This is a genomic window from Micromonospora sp. RTBAU3-60, from assembly GCF_054963695.1.
This window is the reverse complement of sequence record NZ_JBUEGB010000001.1, coordinates 317,589-336,714: the sequence shown is the minus strand read 5'-3', so window position 1 is coordinate 336,714 and position 19,126 is coordinate 317,589. Positions and strand designations below refer to the sequence as shown.

Below are 19,126 nucleotides of genomic sequence, written 5' to 3'. Positions count from 1 at the left end.
GTGGGTCGGCCCCGAGCCCGCCCGCGCCTTCGGTCAGGACTTCGCTTTGCGGGGCGCGAGCGTGTAACTGAACGAGATCAGGAAATCGATGATCAGGACGATGCCCCACCCGCCCATCGGCCCCCACATCGCCGCCACCCGCGTGTCCCCGACGAGCAGGGTGAAGAGCCCCATGACGGCCGCGGCGACCGCGTACGCCAGGAGATGCCGCAGCCACTGCCGCCGTTCGTGGGCGGCGTGCTCGAGCCCGGTCTTCCGCGGCCGCTTGGGGCTGGGTCCGCCGGCGAACCGGTGCGCGAACCGCTCGTCGGCCCAGCGGAGCATCTGGCCACCGAAGGCGACCGAGACTCCGAGGTAGATCGCGGCGAGGCCGTGGGCGGTGTCGGCGTCCGCGCCGCGGCGCAGGTCGAGGACGGAGGCGGCCAGCAGCAGCACGTCGACGAGCGGCACGCAGATCAGCAGGACGGTGCTGAGCTTCCGGGCGCGCAGCAGATAGCGAGTGGCGAGGCCGAGCAGGAGTAGGACCCAGAACGCGATCTCGCAGGCGACGATCAACGCCAGCACGGCCGACCCTCCGTTTTATCACACGAGTGTGTCATTTCCATTTTTACACGAGCGTGCGATAATCATCAAGTGCCGAAGATCGTCGACCACGACCAGCGCCGCCGCGAGCTGGCCGCCGCCGTCTGGCAGGTCATCGCCCGTGACGGGGTGGACGGGATCTCCATCCGATCAGTGGCCGCCGCCTCGGGTTGGTCCTCCGGCGCGCTGCGCCACTACTTCTCCACCCGCGCCGAGCTGCTCGCCTTCGCCTGCGAGCAGGTCATCGAGCAGGTGACCGAGCGGATCCAGGCACTGCGGCACACCGGCGACCCGGTCCACGCGGTCCGCGCCATCCTGCTGGAGACCATGCCGGTCGACGAGACGCGCCGCACCGAGGACTCGATCGCCTTCGCCTTCCTCGCCCTCGGCCTCGGCGACCCCGAGCTCGCCCGGGTCCAGCGCCGCCACTTCACCGGCATGTACGAGCTGTGCCTGCGGCTCGTCCAGGATCTCGCCGATCGCGACGCGCTGGCGCAGACCGGGCAGAACGTCGAGACACTGGCCCGCCGCATGCACGCGGTCGTCGACGGGCTCACGGTCCACGCCCTCGCCGGTCACCTCACCGCCGAGGAGATCGTCGCGCAGCTCGACGCGTACCTCGCCGACCTCACGGGCGCCGAACTCACCGAACAGGCCCAGTGAACGGCTGATGCGCCGGCGCCATGAACTCCGGTTGATACTCGCTCGGCCGAGGGCGGCAATCTTCGTACTCTCCTGCGTGTGAAGACGCTGCTCCGTTCCCTGGACGGGATCGAGTTCGCCGAGACGGCCGCCGGTTTGCCGCTGGTCAGCGGAACATTTCCGGAGGGCGAACACGACCGGGTCTGGCGGGCGTTGCGGGCCGAGCACCCCCGTACGGGTCTCTGGCCGGTGCTGGGCTGGACGGCCGGCACTGCGGCCGAGGGGACGTACGACTGGTGCCGCCGGCACCAGGGACCCGCCTGGCTGATCGCCCTGCGCGAGGTCGACCCGGCGGAGCGGATGGCGCTGATCATCCGATCCAAGCGGGAGTGGATCGTCGAGGACGACGATTCCGCTGACCCGCAGATGGCGTGGCAGGAGGAACGCCGAGCCGAGTTCGACCCGGCGCGGGTCGCCGAGGCCATCGATCCGCTCGGGGAGATTCCGCCCGGGATCCGGCGCCAGGCCGGTTCGTACCCGCCCACCGACGTGCTGCTGGTGCCGGCGGCGGCCGGCCACGAGGTGCTCGCCCTGGTGCCGGGACTCATGGCGATCATGAACAACTGGATGGGCGGCCCCTCGCACCCGGACCTGCACTACGCGGACCACGTGTTCGTGCTCCGGCACTGGGAGAAGGCCTGGGGCGCCGAGCTGTACCACCCCTGCGTCGACAACCTGGAACTGGCCGTCACCCGTCCACCGCGCGACCCGCTCACCGCCGCGACCTGCGCCATCGAGCAGTTGTCCTACTGCGACGACCTGGAACAGATTCTCGGCGACGTGTACGACGTCGCCCGCCGGCAGGCGCCCACCGACCACTGGTCGTTCTGGTGGGACTGAGCGTCCGCCCTAGCCTTTCGCAGCCTGGCCCGGCCGCCAGTCGGACGGCTAGGCCGCCGCCGGTCGGGACCGACGCAAGATACGCGATGTGGCGGTATCCGTCCGGCGGGGACACCGCCACCTGCGCGACGTGGAGTGGATCAAGCCAGGGCTGGCCCGATCGCGGACGGGTGGCGGTCGGCGGTGGTCGGAGCCGCCGCCCAGCCCGTGGTGATGAGCAGCAGCGCGGCGATGTAGGTCGTCATCACCAGCAGACCGTGCCCGGGCAGGTGGACGCCGGCCGCGTCCAACCCGATCAGCAGGTCCGAGCCGAGGAAGAGTGCCCCGCCGGCCGCCACCCGCCGGGACACCCCGGTCGCGGCGGTAGCCATCAGCGACAGCGCCAGGCTGTAGCCGAGCACGGGCAGCCGCAGCGGTCCCAGCGCGCCCCAGAGCAGCGCGTTGGCGACCGCCCAGAGCGCCACGTACGCCAGCATCGCCGGGGCCGGCGGCCGGCGGTGCCGGACGAACGCGGTGAGGAACGCCAGCTGGGTGACCAGGAAGCAGCCCATGCCGGCCAGGAACGCGGCCTGTCCCGGCACCAGCAGGGCCACGTCCCCGGCGGTGGCGGCGACCAGCCCGACCGCCACCGGGTCCACCCGTCGCCGCCGGTCCCACAGGTACGCCAGCAGCAGCGGCGCCAGCAGCGGCTTGGCCAGCCACTGGATCGCGGTGGAGTCGACCGCGACGCCGGCCAGCTCGATCGCGGCGACGGCCCCGAACAGGGGCAGCCAGGGGCGCCTCACCGGGCCGGCTGCCAGCCGGGCCGGCCGAAGACGTAGCCGAGCCGGTCCCGCCAGGTGCGGGCGGCCCGGGCGTCGGCCCAGATCGCGGCGAACTCGTGGGTGGCCACCCGCAGCGGGTTGTAGGTGTTGATGTTCTTGGTCAGCCCGTACCGGACCGCGGCCCGTTCCGGCTCGAAGGTGCCGAAGAGCCGGTCCCAGACGATCAGGATGCCGGCGTAGTTGCGGTCCAGGTATTCGGTGTTGGCGCCGTGGTGGACGCGGTGGTGCGACGGGGTGTTGAAGACCAGTTCGATCGGCCGGGGTAGGACGTTGATCCGCTCGGTGTGCAGGAAGAACTGGTAGAGCAGGCTGATCGACTGCTGCAGGAAGATCATCCACGGCGGTACGCCGAGCAGCGCCAGGGGCAGCCAGAACGGCAGCGAGGTCATCGGCGTCCAGCTCTGCCGCAGCGCGGTGGAGAGGTTGAAGTAGACGCTGGAGTGGTGGACCACGTGGCTGGCCCAGAACACGCGTACCTCGTGGTGCAGCCGGTGGAACGAGTAGTAGGCGAGGTCGTCGGCGAAGAACAGCAGCACCCAGGTCGACCAGTGGGTCGGGGAGAGGTGGATCGGCGCGACCAGCCACAGCGCCGCGTAGACGCCGGCGGTGACCAGCTTCCACGGGACGCCGATGAGCACGCTGCCCAGGCCCATGGACAGGCTGGTGGTGGTGTCGCGCAGCTCGTAGCCGCGTTCGTCGTCGTCGGGCAGGAGCCGGTAGGAGACCGCTTCGATGATGATCAGCAGCAGGAACGCCGGGACGGCGTAGAGCACGGCGGGGATCATGCTCGGGCTTCCTTTTCGGACGGGGTGGTGGGGGTGGTGACCGGGGCGGTCAGCAGGGCCCGGGCGTGCCGGGCGGCGGCCGCGCCCTGGCCGGCCGCGATGGCGGCGGCGAGCCGGCGGTGGCCGGCGACGTCGAGCAGTTCGGCGGCCCGGCCGTCCAGCGGCACGTCGTCCACCGCGAGCGCGCCCGCCACCAGGCTGTTGAAGGCCAGCAGGTAGGCGGTGTTGCCGGAGCCGGTGACGATCAACCGCCACATGGCGATGTCGGCGTCGTGCATCCGGGGCAGGTCGGGAGCGAGCGCCGCGTACTCCTCGGCGGCCCGGACCACTTCCGCGGTGATCGCCGGGTCGCCGCGTTCGGCGCAGAGCCTGGCCGCGTCGATCCCGACGCAGGCCCGCATCTCCAGCATGTCGCGGACCAGCGTCTCGACCGGGAGTACGTCGCCTGACCGGGCCAGCGACAGCGCCAGGTCCAGCCCGGCGTGCACCCGCCAGTCGAGCACCCGGGTCGCGCCGCCCTGGCTGACCCGGAGCAGCCCGAGCTGCTGGAGCCGGCGCAGTGCCTCCCGGACGGCGTGCCGGTTGACCTCGAAGGCGGCGGCCAGCTCCCGCTCGCCGGGCAGCGTCTCGCCGGGCCGGTAACGGCCGCTGACGATGGCGTCGCGGAGCTGGCCGAAGACGTGGTCGGAGACCGAGGCGCGGGGGACCGGGGCGAAGGCCATGACAGCAGTGTGGTCCCCGACACATCAACCCGTCAACTGGTTGGACCAGCTGGAATCCGCCACCCTGCGGTGGCCGGATGCGCACGCCTCGTATCCTTTCCGCCGGAAGGCCCGCGACATGGAAGGGAGTCGGTGTGAGCGACCGGGTCGAGACGTTGGAGTTCCAGGCGGAGGCCCGTCAGCTGCTCCAGCTGATGGTGCACTCGATCTACTCGAACAAGGACGTCTTCCTGCGCGAACTGATCTCGAACGCCTCCGACGCGTTGGACAAGCTGCGGCTGGAGTCGTTGGTCGACAAGGACCTGCAGGTCGACACCGCCGACCTGCACATCGAGATCGAGGTCGACAAGGAGGCCCGCACGCTGACCGTGCGGGACAACGGCGTCGGCATGTCCCGCGACGAGGTGATCGGGCTGATCGGCACCATCGCCAAGTCCGGCACGGCCGAGCTGCTGCGCAAGCTGCGCGAGTCCAAGGACGCCGCCGCCTCCCAGGAGCTGATCGGCCAGTTCGGCGTCGGCTTCTACGCCACCTTCATGGTGGCCGACAAGGTCACCCTGCTGACCCGCCGCGCCGGGCAGGGCGGGGGCACCCGCTGGGAGTCCACCGGCGAGGGCACCTACTCGGTCGAGTCGGTCGACGACGCCCCGCAGGGCACCTCGGTCACCCTGCATCTCAAGCTGGCCGACGCCGAGGACAACCTGCACGACTACACCGCCGAGTGGACGATCCGGGAGATCGTCAAGCGGTACTCGGACTTCATCGCCTGGCCGATCCGGATGACCGTCGAGCGGTCGGGTGAGGACGGCGCCACCACCCGCGAGGAGCAGACCCTCAACTCGATGAAGGCGCTCTGGGCCCGCTCCCGGGACGAGGTCGACGAGGCCGAGTACAAGGAGTTCTACCGGCACGTCGCCCACGACTGGGCCGATCCCCTCGAGACCATCCACATGCGCGGCGAGGGCACGTTCGAGTACGAGGCGCTGCTCTTCCTGCCCTCGCACGCCCCGCTCGACCTGTTCTCCCCGCAGGGCCGTCGCGGCGTGCAGCTCTATGTCAAGCGCGTCTTCATCATGGACGACTGCGATGCGCTGATGCCCAACTACCTGCGCTTCGTCAAGGGCGTGGTGGACGCGCACGACCTGTCGCTGAACATCTCCCGGGAGATCCTCCAGCAGGACCGGCAGATCCGCGCCGTGCGCCGCCGCCTGGTCAAGAAGGTCCTCGCCACCCTCAAGGAGATGTCGGCGGAGACCTACCGCACCTTCTGGAGTGAGTTCGGCGCGGTGGTCAAGGAGGGGCTGCTCGAGGACCCGGACAACACCGAGGCGCTGCTGGACCTGGTCCGGGCCGCCAGCACCCACGACCCGGCCGAGCTGACCACCCTGCGCGACTACGTGGAGCGGATGAAGGACGGCCAGACCGAGATCTACTACGCCACCGGCGAGAACCGGGCCACCATCGAGAACTCGCCGCACCTGGAGGCGTTCCGCGCCAAGGGCTTCGAGGTGCTGATCCTCACCGACCCGGTCGACGAGGTGTGGGTCGAGCGCGTCGGCCAGTACGACGGGAAGACCCTGCGCTCGGTCGCCAAGGGGCAGGTCGACCTGGAGACCGACGAGGAGAAGGAGAAGGCCGAGGCCGAGCGGCAGGAGTACGCCGACCTGCTCAGCTGGATGAGCGGCGCGCTGACCGACAGCGTCAAGGAGGTCCGGCTCTCCTCGCGGCTGACCACCTCGCCGGCCTGCGTGGTCGGCGACGCGCACGACATGACGCCGACGCTGGAGAAGATGTACCGGGCGATGGGCCAGGAGGTGCCCCGGGTCAAGCGGATCCTGGAGCTCAACCCGACCCACCCGCTGGTCACCGGGCTGCGCAAGGCCCACGAGCAGGGCGGCGACCAGACCGCCCTCACCGAGACCGCCGAGCTGCTGTACGGGATGGCGCTGCTCGCCGAGGGCGGGGAGCTGGCCGACCCGGCCCGGTTCACCCGCATCCTCGCCGACCGGCTGGCCCGTACGCTGTAGCGCCCGCCGCCTCCGTCGGCCGCGGCAGCCCCGTCGCGGCCGACGGAGACCACCGCCGTCGCTACTGGGTGGCTGCGGTGAGGGCCGCGGCGAGTGCCGCCGCCCGGTCCTTGCCGATCGCGGCCACGATGGCGGCGGCGGCATCGGCCGGGGCCTGCCCGCCAAGTGCCTGCACGGTCGCCGCGGCGATCGCGGCGGCGGTCGGGGCGGCATGGGTGGTCTGGTAGAGGTCGTTGAGCACGTTCAGCGTCGACATGCCCGCGGGGATGCCGCCACCGATGTACTGCCAGGGCAGCGCGCGCATCTTCGCGGCGACAGCCGGGTCGGACAGGATCGCGGAGAATTCGGCGGGGGTCATGGTGTCGTCCTTCGTCAACAGGGCCCGCAGGTGGGCGAGCGTGCCACGGTATGCGTTGCAGTCGGTCTGTCCGGACGCGCCGGGGCAGGCGACGTTCGACCCGTACTGCCAGATCGACGGGGTCACCCCGCCGTACGCGGCCCAGCCCGGGCCGCCGTCCCCACCACCTTGCGCGTAGACGGCAGCGGGCGCGCCGGTGGGGTTGCTGCCGTAGTCGCTGGCGACCAGGGGTGCGTTGAGCGGCCGGAGGTCGGGCCGGCCGAGGTTCCCGTCCCAGTTCCACTTCGGCAGGTAGATCGCCAGCACCCGCTGGTCGACGGCGTGCCAGCGGTCCACGAACCGGCGTACGTCGTCGAAGCGCGGCCACAGTCCGTTGGCGACCAGCTCCGGGTAGCGCTCGACGTCGAGCATCGCCCACACCGCCCCGATCCCGTCGAGGGTGCTCCGCAGGTAGTCGACCTGCCGGTTGGTGCTGGCCTGATCGCCCCGGATCAGGTTGTGGTAGCCGCCGATCACGTCGAAGCCGGCGCTGGCCGCACCGTGCGCCATCTCGCTGACGTGGGGGCTGGGCGGGTGATAGCCCTGCGGATCGCCGTAGGTGGCCCGCAGGCACAGGACCGGGGAGGTGGCCCGGCGGACGGCCCCCCAGTCGAACTCGCCCTTCACCCGGTCCCAGTCGTGGTAGGACAGGTCGACATAGATCGTGACCATTGCCATCACCTCTGCCGCCCACCGTAGCTCGGCCCATCTGACCTGCGCTAACGCGAAAATTGGTCAGTGGTTGGGATGGCCGACGGCCCCGTGGCGGCGGCCGCCGGCGGTCAGATCTGGCCGGCGTAGAAGCCGTGGCGGGCCAGTGGCTCGACGATGTTCTGCTCCTCGTACGACAGGTGCGACAGCAGGGTGTCGGTGAGGATGTCCACCGCCTTCTGGACCTCGGTGAAGTCGCCCGGGTTGCGGATCAGGTCGACCAGGGCCCGGTCCACGCCCTCCACGACATCGTGGATCACCACGTGCTCCGCCTCCAGCCGGTCCAGCACCGGGCCCAGCCCGGGGTCGGACCGCCGCAGGTGCGGGAAGATCGAGTTGTCCTCCAGCCCGTGGTGCTGGGTGACCACCGTGCAGTACGCGGCGCAGTACGCCCCTAGCGTCCAGTTGTTCTGCCGCATGGTCATCTGGTTGAGCACGGCCCGGGCGGCACCGGCCGAGACCACCCCCCGCTTGACCTGTTCCAGCAGGTCGCGCACCTGTGCCAACTCCTGGCGCAGGTGGTCGTGCACGTCGACGAGGTGCGCGCCGACGGCCTGCCCGTGCGGGGTGTAGACGTGCCCGGCCGGCGCCCGCGGGGCGACCGGGCGGGTGGACTCGTCCCACAGCTGGTGGTCGGTCAGCCGTACCCCGGGATCGGGGGTGGGGGTGACCGTGAGCGTGGTCGACCCGCCGGCCTCGATCGCCTCGCGTTGTTCCGCCACCGCGCTGGCCCGGGTGCCCGGCTCGGCGCGCTCCGCGGCGACCAGCTCGCGCAGCGCGGGCGCCACCTCCCGGGCGAAGAGCTGGATGGCGGTGGGGTCGTCGGCGCCCAGGATGAAGGTGGAGATGCCGTGGTCCAGCGCCAGTCCGGCCAGCTCCTCCACCCACTGCTCCGGTGGCCCGGCGAGGAAGTCGGTGGAGGAGCGGGTGAACCGGCCATTGATGTTCAGCAGCCGGCGGACCGACCGGGGGTCCCGCCCGGCGGCCTCGGCGCCCTCGTCGATCAGCGTGTTCAGCCCCGGCAGCTCGGCCGACCCCTTGGGCAGGTACGACAGCGACGGCAGCCAGCCGTCCGCCGCCCGCCCCACCAGCCGCAGCATCCGGGGCTTGTACGCGCCGACCCAGATCTCCACCGGGTGGGCCGGCGCCGGTCCCCGCTTCGCCCCGACCACCCGGTAGTACGCGCCGTCGACCCGGACCATGTCCCGCCGCCCGGCGTCCCAGACCTCGCGGATCACCCGGATCGCCTCGTCCAGGGCGTCCACAGCCTCGCCGGGGCTGAGCCGCCGACCGCCGACCGCCTCGATCGCCTCCCAGAACGCCCCCGCGCCGAGACCCAGCTCGACCCGGCCGCCGGTGAGCAGGTCCAGGCTGGCCACGCTGCGCGCCAGCACCACCGGCTGGCGCAGGGGCAGGTTGAGCACGTTGCCGGCCAACCGGATCCGGCTGGTCGCCGCGGCCAGGTAGGACATCAGCGTCCAGGTGTCCAGGAAGCCCGGCTGGTAGGGGTGGTCCTGGAACGTGACCAGGTCCAGGTTGACCTGCTCGCAGAGCTTGGCCAGCGACACCACCTGCGCGAACTGGCCGGCGGTGGGGGTGAGGAAGCCGCCGAAGGCCAGCTCGTGTCCGTAGTCAGTCATGTATCTCCGCCTGCGTGCGCCCCGGGCCCGGCGACCGTGCCGGACCTCGCCACCGTAGTCGGTGCCGGGGCGGCGCGCGCCCGCTCCGGCAACCGCGAGGACTTTTCGCGCAGGGTGACGAACGCAGTGGTGTCGATCAATGTCCCGCTGGCCTAGGGTTCTGGTGAACGGCCTTCACGTTCCTTCGAAAGGAGCGACCCGTGATCCGCCACCGCCCCCTCGGCCTCGCCCTCCTCGTCGTCGCGGTCACCGCCGTGGCCGCGCCCGCCCCGGCCGCTGCCGCCGGCTACCCGTACCAGGACCCCACGCTGCCGGTCACCACCCGCGTCGCCGATCTGCTCTCCCGGATGACCCTGGACGAGAAGATCGGCCAGATGACCCAGGCCGAGCGCGGCTCGGTCACGGCGAGCGACCTCACCACCTACCGGCTCGGTTCGGTCCTCTCCGGTGGCGGCTCCGCGCCGACGCCGAACACCGCCACCGCCTGGGCGGACATGTACGACGGCTTCCAGCGGGCCGCCCTCGCCACCCCGCTCGCCATTCCGATGATCTACGGCGTCGACGCCGTGCACGGGCACAACAACGTGTACGGGGCGACGATCTTCCCGCACAACATCGGCCTCGGCGCCAGCCGCGACCCGGCCCTGGTGCAGCAGATCGGCCAGGCCGTGGCCGAGGAGGTCGCCGGCACCGGCGTCGACTGGGACTTCGCGCCCTGCCTCTGCGTCGCCCGCAACGACCGCTGGGGCCGCACCTACGAGTCCTTCGGTGAGACCCCCGACCTGCCGTCGAGCATGTCCACCCTGGTCACCGGCCTGCAGGGTGACACCCTCGGCGGGCCCACCTCGGTGCTCGCCACCGCCAAGCACTATGTCGGCGACGGCGGCACCACCGGCGGCGACGACCAGGGGAACACCCAGCTCAGCGAGGCCGAACTACGGGCCGTCCACCTGCCCCCGTTCCAGGCGGCGGTGCAGCGTGGCGTCGGCGCGGTGATGATCTCCTACAGCAGTTGGAACGGCGTGAAGCTGCACGGCAACCAGTACCTGATCACCACTGTCCTCAAGGGAGAGCTGGGCTTCTCCGGCTTCGTCGTCTCCGACTGGAACGGCATCGACCAGATCGACGGCAGCGCCGGCTTCACCGCCGCCGAGGTCACCACGGCGATCAACGCCGGCATCGACATGGTCATGGTCCCGACCGCCTGGAAGACGTTCATCAGCACCCTCCGCGCCGAGGTGCAGAACGGGCACGTGCCGATGAGCCGGATCGACGACGCCAACCGGCGGATCCTCACCAAGAAGTTCGAGCTGGGCCTCTTCGAGCGGCCGTACACGGATCGGAGTTGGACCCCGACGGTCGGCAGCGCGGCGCACCGGGCGCTCGCCCGGCAGGCCGTCCGCGAGTCCCAGGTGCTGCTGAAGAACTCCGCCGGGATCCTGCCGCTGGCCCGGGACAACAACAAGATCTTCGTGGCCGGCAAGAACGCCGACAACATCGGCAACCAGAGCGGTGGCTGGACCATCTCCTGGCAGGGCTCGTCGGGCAACATCACCCCCGGCACCAGCATCCTCCAGGGCATCCGCGCCGCCGTCGGTCCGACCACGACGGTCACCTACAACCAGCGCGGCACCGGCATCAACAGCAGCTACCGCGCCGCGATCGCCGTGGTCGGCGAGACACCGTACGCCGAGGGCCAGGGCGACCGGACCGGTGCCATGAGCCTGGACCGGGACGACCTGCGCACCATCGCGACCCTGCGCAACGCCAGCGTACCCGTGATCGTGGTGCTGGTCTCCGGCCGGCCGCTGGACGTCGCCGGCGAGCTGCCGAACTGGGCCGCGCTGCTCGCCTCCTGGCTGCCCGGCACCGAGGGCGCCGGCGTCGCCGACGTCCTCTTCGGCGGGTACGCGCCGACCGGAAAACTGCCGATGACCTGGATGAACTCCGTTGACCAGCAGCCCATCAACGCCGGTGACGGGCAGGTTCCGCTTTTCCCGCAGGGCTTCGGCCTGACCTACTGACGGCCGCTTGTAAGGCACCTGTGGACGTCGCGCAACTCGTACGGTGCGGCCTTCGCCCGGCTGGGTGAAGAACTTCACAAGAAGTGGGCGATCGTCCGAATCCGTCCCTAACGTCGACTGCGTTCGCGATCGCGGACACCACGGGCCGGCAACGCCTAATCCCGCCGCCGGCCCGTCGGTCACTGGACCTCAGGCGGGAGCGGGGGACCCACATGTTCCTCGGTGCTCGACACCTCGGGGTGAAGCCGCCCTTCCGGCGGCCGGGCTCCTCGGCCCGAACCCGACAGCTCACCTCGTCGGCGTGGAGGAAACCAACATGGCAACTGAATACGTCGCACGCCACCGGCGGGCCACGCAGCGTCGCGTCGCCGTCGGGGCGCTCGTCGTCGGTGCCGCCACCGGCGCCGCCGCCATCCTCGGGCCGGCCGCGCCGGCCAGCGCGTCCAGCGTGAACTGGGACGCCATCGCCCAGTGCGAGTCCGGCGGCAACTGGCACATCAACACCGGCAACGGTTACTACGGCGGCCTCCAGTTCTCGAAGAGCACCTGGAACGGCTACGGCGGCCAGAAGTACGCCAGCCGCGCCGACCTGGCCAGCCGCAGCGAGCAGATCGCCGTCGCCGAGAAGGTCCTCGACGGACAGGGCATCGGCGCCTGGCCGGTCTGCGGCAAGAAGGGCGGCTCCACCAGGCACTACTCCACCAAGGACGCCGGCTCCCCGAAGCCGCACAAGAAGGTGACGAAGAAGGGGCCGTCCCGCAGCGACCAGCCGGCCACCCGCAGCCACCGGCGTACCGCGCCGGCGTCGGGCGGCGCGACCTACACCGTCCAGCCGGGTGACTCGCTGTCGCTGATCACGGAGGCGAAGCACCTCGCCGGCGGCTGGCAGGCGCTCTACGAGCGCAACAAGCGCGTGGTCGGCGACAACCCGGGTCTGATCTTCCCGGGCCAGCAGCTACGCCTGCGCTGACCCGCGTTCCGCGCTGATACCCGGAAGGAGTGGCCGTCCCGCCCGGATGGCCGCTCCCTCCGGGTTCCGGGCTCTGGGTGCTCGCGGTGCCCGGGTCGGGGCGGTTGCTATCGTCGCGGTGCTCCGGAAAGACGTGAAGAAGGCGCGGATATGACCAACGACTCGTTCTCCGCGGCGGCGAGCCTCGACGAGCTGCTCACCAGGACGCAGCAGGCGCTGTCGGCCATGCGCTCGCGGGCGGCCGAGCACCCCGACGGCGACCCGGGCGAGCTGCTCCGCGCCGAGGGTACGGCGGCCGACGGCCGGGTCCGGGCCCGGGTCGTCCAGGGCGGCCGGCTGGAGTCCGTCACGGTGGACCCGGCACTGGCCGGGGAGGGGTTGGCGGCGGTCTGCGGGCACGTCGTGGTGGCCGTCAACGCCGCCCTCGCCGAGCTCGACGCCCAGGTCAGCGCCTCGGCCCAGGCCGACGTCGACGCTCTGGCCGCGCGGCTCGGCGGGCTCGAGGAGCAGCCGGTGCGACAGGTGGAGCTGTTCAGCCGGGCGGTGGACGACGTGCTGGCCCGGCTCAACCGCGGCGGTGACGCCCGGGCGGGTCGCCCGGGCTGAGCGCCGCCCGCCGTCGGACCCGGACGGCACAATCCCGGCATGGAGCAGCCACGGAGCGGCCAGCCGTCGGGAGGACGACGGCCGGCCGCTCCGGTTGTGCTCAGGAGAGGTTGACCGCGGTGTCGTCGATGACGAAGGAGGTCTGCAGGGAGACGTCCTCCACACCGGTGAACGAGATGGTGGCGGTGGTCCCGGCCAGCGACGAGACGTCGAAGGACTTCTGGACGTAGCCGGCGGCCTTGTTGAGGTTGGAGTAGGTGGCCAGGGTGGTGCTGCCCGCCTTCACGGTCAGCTTGTCGTAGGCGGTGGTGGTCGTCGACTCCGCGCTGTCGATGTGCAGCCAGAAGGTGAGGGTCGCCCGGCAACCGGACGGGATCGTCACCGACTGGGACAGGGTGTCGGTGTGGGTGGTGCCGTAGCCGTCCAGCCACGCCTTCCACGAGCCGCTGTGCGCGGCCTGGCCGGTGGAGCTGGTGATGACCCCGGAGGAGGCGCTCCAGCTCACGTTGCCGGACTCGAAGCCGGGGTTGGCCAGCTTCTGGCCGGAGCAGGAGCCGGTCGGCGGCGGGGTGGTGCTGCCCGAGCAGGTCGGGTCACCGGACAGCGCCGGCACGCTGACCGCGTCCCAGGCGGCCTTGACGGTGTTGAACTCGGTGCAGCCGGTGCTGCCGTAGAGGTTCTTGGCCGCCTGCAGCGTCCAGGTGCGGTACTTCAGGTACGACGACGACGAGGTCTTCATCAGCATCGCGTTGTACATGATCTTGATGGCCTTCTGGATGCCGAGGCCCGTGACCGAGCTGCCGTTGCAGGTCGGGCTGGACGGCTGGCCGTTGGTCGGGCTGCTGCCCATGGCCAGCAGATAGAACCAGTGGTTGCCTGGGCCGGCCGCGGCGTGCACCTCGGTGCTCGGGATGCTGCTGGAGTAGCAGTTCGGGTCGCCGAGGGCCGACGGGTTGTACATGTTGCGGATCGGGCCGCTGCCCACCAGGTTGACCTTCTCGCCGACCAGGAAGTCGGGGGCGTCGTAGGTGGAGGGCTCGTTGGCGAACCACTCGGTGGCCGCGCCGAAGGTGTCGGCGACGAACTCCTGGGTGCCCGAGCCGGAGATGCCGCCCGGGGTGTGGTCGTCGATGCCGTGGCCGATCTCGTGGGCCACCACGTCCAGCGAGCCGATCCACTGGCCCGAGGTGTTCTTGCCGATCTGCACCTGGGTGCCGTCGTAGTAGGCGTTCTGGTCGTTCAGGCCCACCCGGATCGGCCAGTAGCCACCGTTGCCGTCGGCGCCGTTACGGCCCAGCCACTGCGAGAGCATCTTGTGCTCGGTCTGGGCGCCGTAGAGCGCGTCGACGCAGCCGGTCTCCTTGTTGGTGGCGGTGCCGTTGCCCCAGGCGTCGTCCGAGCCGGTGAACGTCGTGTTGGTGGCGGCGTCCTGACAGCTCAGGTTGGTGACGGTCGGGTCCTTCATGGAGTACGTGCTGCCCGACAGCGTGGTGTTGAGCGTGAGCGGGCTCGGGCCGTTCCACGCGCCGGTGCCGGTGCCGTGCACGACGTGCTCCTGCGTACGCAGCACCCTGCCGGTCAGGGCGTCGACGTCGACGGTGAGCCGGCTGGGGCCCTCGGCGCCGGTGCCGCGGACCGTGGTCTCCCAGGCCAGCGCCGGCGTGGCGTCCAGGGTGAAGACGACGAGCCGGGTGCCCTCGACGGCGCTGACCGTCTTGAGCTGGGCTCGGGCCGTCTTCTCCGCCGCCGTCGAGGCGAGCTTCGGCGTGGTGGACAGGCTGCCGATGGCGCGCTGCTGCGCGACGGAGGCGTACTTCAGGTTGCCGAGCGAGTCGGTGGCCAGCACGAAGTCGCCACCGGTCACCGGAAGGCCCTTGTAGGTGCGCTCGTAGGGCACGTACTGGGTGCCCTCGGAGCTGATGACCGGCTTCTGCACGAACGCCTCGTCGGAGCTGGCGTGCAGGTAGCCGGGCCGGCTGGCGACCAGCGCGCTGGCCGAGTTCGCGGCGAGCGTACGGGCCTGGGCGGGGTCGGGAGCGGGACTGGACGGCGCGGCCTGCACGGCCGCGGCGGTGCCGGCGGCGATCAGGCCGGCCGCGGCCGCGCCGGAGAGCGCGGCGAGGCGGGGTGAGAGCTTCACGGGGGTACGCTCCTGTTCCTGGGCGCGCAGCATGGAGCCCGGTGGGGACACGCGGCGCGACATGGTGATGAGGCGGGACGACGGTCGGTCCCCGGGGCTGCCGGCGTGGCCCCGGTTCGACGGATCGACCGTCCGAGCCGCCGGGGGTCGGCGACTCGCTGGAGCACAATCACACGGCCGTCGACCCGGATCAATGGGTGACCCGGGCAACCGCCTCGGTCGATCTCCGCGCCGGGTCGCCGGAGCCAGCGAGCCAGGGTCTTCTATGGCCCCTGGCCAGGGCTAATACGCTCCGGAGTGGAGGCGGCGCGCCCGACAGGCGGCTATTGCCGCTCCGCGCGGATGGCGCACGTTCACCCTCGGTCGATATGTCGATCTACCCGACCCGACCGGTCGGGTGCCCGATGCCGAACGGGCGGCCACGATCATCCGTGGCGTCTGGCGAGATCGCCGTTCGGCTGATCTCGCCGGACCGGGCGCTGGCCGCCCCATCGGGACCTTCCGGCCACTTTCGTCTGTCGTAGAGAAAAGTAGTCCGTGAGCCGACGAAAGCTATGGACAGCCTGAGAGGAAGTTAGTACTGTCGGGCACCATCAATATGTTTCGTCGAGATGAACTACCGGCACAGTAGTTCTCGACCGTGGCCTTCAGGCGGCGCAACACGTCCGAGGGTCATGACCGGCCAGCGACGGCCACCCCGGGTCAACGCCGCACCACGGCGACTCGGCGCGGGCACGCGCCACGGGTCGACCGACCGCCCGTACCCGACAACCTCCGACCAGCTCCGACGCGCCACCCTGCCCGGTGTCGCGGGCGATCCGGCTCGCCGCTGACATCGGAGCCGACCAAGCATCCACATCGGACGACCGTGGCCGCCGCCACGGCCGGGGATCCCGTGCGGCCAGGGAGGGGCCGGCGGGACGCCAGCACGCGACAACGCACCTCTGACGACACCTGACACCGACGGGCCGAATCCGCCCGGTTGTTCCCGGACCGTGAAAGAGGCATCCATGAACCCATCCGCACCGCGGGCTCGGCTCTCCGGGAGCCGGCTTCGGAGATCGGTGGCCGCCATCGCCACGATGGCGCTGCTGCTGACCGCCGGTTTGACCGGCTCCCCGGCGAACGCGCGTCCGATCGACACCGAGCGGTCGGCCACGGCCGGGACCAGCTCCTCGACGCAACTGCAGGCCCAGGTCCTGACCTGGACCGCCGGCGACAACTTCCTGTCGTACCTGTCGGCGCCGACCACCGCCACGGCCGGGCCGGCCACGCTGGTCTTCGAGAACAGCCGGGCCACCGGCAACACCACCGGCATGCAGCACACGCTCACCTTCGAAACGGGCGACCCGAGGTACAACAGCGACGTCGACGTGAACATCCTGGCCGACCCGACGGACGCCAACGGGGGCCGCTGGACCGTCGACGTGGTGCTGTCGCCCGGCACCTACCGGTACTTCTGCTCCATCCCGGGCCACGGCGGCATGACCGGGCTGCTGGTGGTCAGCGGCGGCAGCTCGGACACCACGCCGCCCACCGTGACCGCCACCGTGTCCGGGGAGAAGGACTCCACCGGGGCGTACGTGGGCAACGCGACCGTGACCCTGTCGGCGACCGACAGCGGCTCGGGCGTGGACCGGGTCGAGTACTCCCTGGACGGCGGGGCGTACGGCACCTACTCGGCGCCGGTGACGGTGAATCAGCCGGGTCCGCACACGGTGAGCTACCGGGCCACGGACAAGGCGGGCAACACCTCGTCGCCGCAGTCGGTGTCGTTCACGGTGGTCGAACCGCCGCCGACGGACACCACGCCACCCACGGTGACGGCCGCGGTGACCGGCCAGCGGGACGCCAACGGCGCGTACATCGGCAGCGCGACGGTGACCCTGTCGGCCACGGACACCGAATCGGGCGTGGACCGGGTCGAGTACTTCCTGGACGGCGGGGCGTACGGCACCTACTCGGCGCCGGTGACGGTGAACCAGCCGGGTCCGCACACGGTGAGTTACCGGGCGACCGACAAGGCGGGCAACACGTCCTCGCCGCAGTCGGTGTCGTTCACGGTGGTCGAGACGCCCCCGGCGGACACCACCCCGCCCACGGTGACGGCGACGGTGACGGGGGAGAAGGACGCCAACGGCGCGTACATCGGCAGCGCCACCGTCACCCTGTCCGCCACCGACACCCAGTCGGGCGTGGACCGGGTCGAGTTCTCCCTCGACGGGCAGCCGTACGCCGCCTACTCGGCGCCGGTGACGGTGAACCAGCCGGGTCCGCACACGGTGAGTTACCGGGCGACCGACAAGGCGGGCAACACGTCCTCGCCGCAGTCGGTGTCGTTCACGGTGGCCGAGCCGACGCCGACCGACACGACCCCGCCGACGGTGACGGCCGCGGTGACCGGCCAGCGGGACGCCAACGGCGCGTACGTGGGCAGCGCGACGGTAACCCTGTCGGCCACGGACACCGAATCGGGCGTCGACCGGGTCGAGTACGCGCTCGACGGCGGCGCCTACGCCACGTACTCGGCGCCGGTGACGGTGAATCAGCCGGGTCAGCACACGGTGAGCTACCGGGCCACGGACAAGGCGGGCAACACCTCGTCGCCGCAGTCGGTATCGTTCACGGTGGTCGAGACGCCCCCGGCGGACACCACCCCGCCCACGGTGACGGCCGCGGTTACCGGCCAGCGGGACGCCAACGGCGCGTACATCGGCAGCGCCACCGTCACCCTGTCCGCCACCGACACCCAGTCGGGCGTCGACCGGGTCGAGTTCTCCCTCGACGGGCAGCCGTACGCCGCCTACTCCGCCCCGGTCACGGTCAACCAGGTGGGCCAGCACACGGTGAGCTACCGGGCCACCGACAAGGCGGGCAACACGTCCTCGCCGCAGTCGGTGTCGTTCACGGTGGTCGACCCGCCGGCCCCGGACACCACCCCGCCGACCGCCACCGCCGCAGTCTCCGGTCAGCTCGACGACGACGGCGCGTACGTCGGCAGCGCCACGGTCATCATCTCGGCCAGCGACAGCGGCTCGGGCGTGGACCGGATCGAGTACTCCCTCGACGGCGGCGCCTACGCCCGGTACTCCGCGCCGGTCACGGTCAACCAGGCGGGCCAGCACACGGTCAGCTACCGCGCCACCGACAAGGCCGGCAACACCTCCGGGGCCGCCTCGGTCACCTTCACGGTGGTCGCCAGCGGGCCGCAGCCGGAGTGCGTGAAGGACACCCGGCCCACCGTCTGGTTCGGCACCGTCGACAGCGGTGTCCCCAACCGCGTGGTGGCGGGCGACTGCACCATCAACAACGTCATCGAGGACGAGCGCCCGTGGCCGAACCACGGCCAGTTCGTCTCCTACGTGAACGAGGTCGCCGAGCACCTGCACCACCTGGGCGTCATCAGCCACCAGGAGCACGGCAAACTGACCAGCGCCGCCGCCCGCTCGGGCGTCGGCAAGCCGGACACGAAGAACGGCTACCAGCCGATCCTCGACGACACCGCCGCGTCCTTCGGCAAGTGGCAGCAGGTCGGCGCGGGCGGCTTCACCCGCAACGCCGACGGGTCCATCACCAGCAAGCCGGTGCCCGGGCTCGGCATGCTCTGGTACCCGGTCGCCCAGTACGGCGACTTCTCCCTGAAGTTCCAGTGGCGCGACGACGCGCCGGGCGACGCCCGGGCCAACAGCGGCGTCTTCGTCCGATTCCCGGACGTGCGCCGCCACCCGGCGGAATCCCGGCCGGAGTGGGTCGCCATCAAGTACGGCCACGAGCTGCAGATCCTCGACCGGCCCGACGGCGACCAGTACAAGAGCGGCTCGGTGTACGGCTTCGACCAGGTCAACCTGGCCGGCGCGGGGGTCACCCCCAAGGGCACCTGGAACGACTACGAGATCCGGGTGGTCGGCCAGCACTACTCCGTGTTCCGCAACGGAAAGCTGATCAACGAGTACGTCAACCGGGCGGACGCCGTGTTCAGCCCGCCCCGGGCGGACGACCCGGGCGGCGCCGGCCGGCAGCACGCCACCGGCTACGTCGGGCTGCAGAACCACGGCACGGGCGACGTCATCAGCTTCCGCAACGTCCGGATCGCCCCGCTGACCCCCTGCTGCCCCGGCGGCGCGGCGGGCGGCCCGAACTCCTGCTGCTGATCGAG

At 71.2% G+C, this 19,126-nt stretch carries 14 protein-coding genes and 1 riboswitch; of the genes, 7 read left to right on the top strand and 7 right to left on the bottom strand.

Going from position 1 to position 19,126, the window contains the following annotated elements; translation table 11 throughout:
• Positions 1 to 33: 33 nt before the first annotated feature.
• Positions 34 to 564, bottom strand: coding sequence for a hypothetical protein (locus ACY34I_RS01305; protein WP_462751623.1), 531 nt, complete (start codon positions 562 to 564; stop codon positions 34 to 36).
• A gap of 69 nt (positions 565 to 633) precedes the next feature.
• Here ACY34I_RS01305 and ACY34I_RS01300 point away from each other — a divergent pair, with 69 nt between their 5' ends.
• The gene (locus tag ACY34I_RS01300) at positions 634 to 1,245 is read left to right on the top strand and encodes a TetR/AcrR family transcriptional regulator (protein WP_462751621.1); all 612 of its coding nucleotides are present in this window, start codon (positions 634 to 636) and stop codon (positions 1,243 to 1,245) included.
• 78 nt (positions 1,246 to 1,323) lie between these two features.
• Positions 1,324 to 2,124: a DUF4253 domain-containing protein gene (locus tag ACY34I_RS01295; protein WP_462751619.1), complete on the top strand. Its 801-nt coding sequence runs from the start codon at positions 1,324 to 1,326 to the stop codon at positions 2,122 to 2,124.
• Between the two features lie 140 nt (positions 2,125 to 2,264).
• Here the strand turns inward: ACY34I_RS01295 and ACY34I_RS01290 are convergent, their stop codons facing one another.
• From ACY34I_RS01290 to ACY34I_RS01280, 3 genes are read right to left on the bottom strand one after another with little or no spacing between them, the layout of a single operon-like run.
• Positions 2,265 to 2,909: a lysoplasmalogenase gene (locus ACY34I_RS01290; protein ID WP_462751617.1), complete on the bottom strand. Its 645-nt coding sequence runs from the start codon at positions 2,907 to 2,909 to the stop codon at positions 2,265 to 2,267.
• Positions 2,906 to 3,733 carry a sterol desaturase family protein gene (locus tag ACY34I_RS01285; RefSeq protein WP_462751615.1) on the bottom strand — a complete coding sequence of 276 codons (828 nt, stop codon included), beginning with the start codon at positions 3,731 to 3,733 and terminating at the stop codon, positions 2,906 to 2,908. Before ACY34I_RS01285 ends, ACY34I_RS01290 begins: the two co-directional genes overlap by 4 nt.
• Positions 3,730 to 4,455 (bottom strand): FadR/GntR family transcriptional regulator, encoded by a 726-nt coding sequence (locus ACY34I_RS01280; RefSeq protein WP_462751613.1) that lies wholly within the window; start codon positions 4,453 to 4,455, stop codon positions 3,730 to 3,732. Before ACY34I_RS01280 ends, ACY34I_RS01285 begins: the two co-directional genes overlap by 4 nt.
• 134 nt (positions 4,456 to 4,589) lie before the next feature.
• On the opposite strand from ACY34I_RS01280, the gene htpG reads away from it, so the two are divergent.
• Entirely contained in the window at positions 4,590 to 6,482 is a 1,893-nt protein-coding gene (gene htpG, locus ACY34I_RS01275; RefSeq protein ID WP_462751611.1) for a molecular chaperone HtpG, read from the top strand.
• Between the two features lie 61 nt (positions 6,483 to 6,543).
• Here htpG and ACY34I_RS01270 read toward each other — a convergent pair whose 3' ends face one another.
• A complete protein-coding gene (locus tag ACY34I_RS01270; protein WP_462751610.1) occupies positions 6,544 to 7,551 on the bottom strand; it encodes a glycoside hydrolase family 25 domain-containing protein in 1,008 nt (335 codons plus the stop codon).
• A gap of 110 nt (positions 7,552 to 7,661) precedes the next feature.
• On the bottom strand, positions 7,662 to 9,230 hold the full coding sequence (locus tag ACY34I_RS01265) for an LLM class flavin-dependent oxidoreductase (RefSeq protein ID WP_462751608.1): 1,569 nt from the start codon (positions 9,228 to 9,230) through the stop codon (positions 7,662 to 7,664).
• Positions 9,231 to 9,430: 200 nt separating this feature from the next.
• On the opposite strand from ACY34I_RS01265, the gene ACY34I_RS01260 reads away from it, so the two are divergent.
• From ACY34I_RS01260 to ACY34I_RS01250, 3 genes are all read left to right on the top strand, one after another.
• On the top strand, positions 9,431 to 11,254 hold the full coding sequence (locus ACY34I_RS01260; RefSeq protein ID WP_462751606.1) for a glycoside hydrolase family 3 protein: 1,824 nt from the start codon (positions 9,431 to 9,433) through the stop codon (positions 11,252 to 11,254).
• 170 nt (positions 11,255 to 11,424) lie between these two features.
• A riboswitch (cyclic di-AMP (ydaO/yuaA leader) is annotated at positions 11,425 to 11,571 on the top strand.
• A complete protein-coding gene (locus ACY34I_RS01255; protein WP_462751604.1) occupies positions 11,571 to 12,224 on the top strand; it encodes a transglycosylase family protein in 654 nt (217 codons plus the stop codon). Its footprint overlaps the riboswitch before it by 1 nt.
• Before the next feature lie 150 nt (positions 12,225 to 12,374).
• The gene (locus tag ACY34I_RS01250) at positions 12,375 to 12,830 is read left to right on the top strand and encodes a YbaB/EbfC family nucleoid-associated protein (RefSeq protein ID WP_462751602.1); all 456 of its coding nucleotides are present in this window, start codon (positions 12,375 to 12,377) and stop codon (positions 12,828 to 12,830) included.
• Positions 12,831 to 12,930: 100 nt separating this feature from the next.
• Here ACY34I_RS01250 and ACY34I_RS01245 read toward each other — a convergent pair whose 3' ends face one another.
• Positions 12,931 to 14,970 (bottom strand): M4 family metallopeptidase, encoded by a 2,040-nt coding sequence (locus ACY34I_RS01245; RefSeq protein WP_462751600.1) that lies wholly within the window; start codon positions 14,968 to 14,970, stop codon positions 12,931 to 12,933.
• 1,010 nt (positions 14,971 to 15,980) lie between these two features.
• On the opposite strand from ACY34I_RS01245, the gene ACY34I_RS01240 reads away from it, so the two are divergent.
• A complete protein-coding gene (locus ACY34I_RS01240) occupies positions 15,981 to 19,121 on the top strand; it encodes an OmpL47-type beta-barrel domain-containing protein (protein WP_462751598.1) in 3,141 nt (1,046 codons plus the stop codon).
• Positions 19,122 to 19,126: the final 5 nt, after the last annotated feature.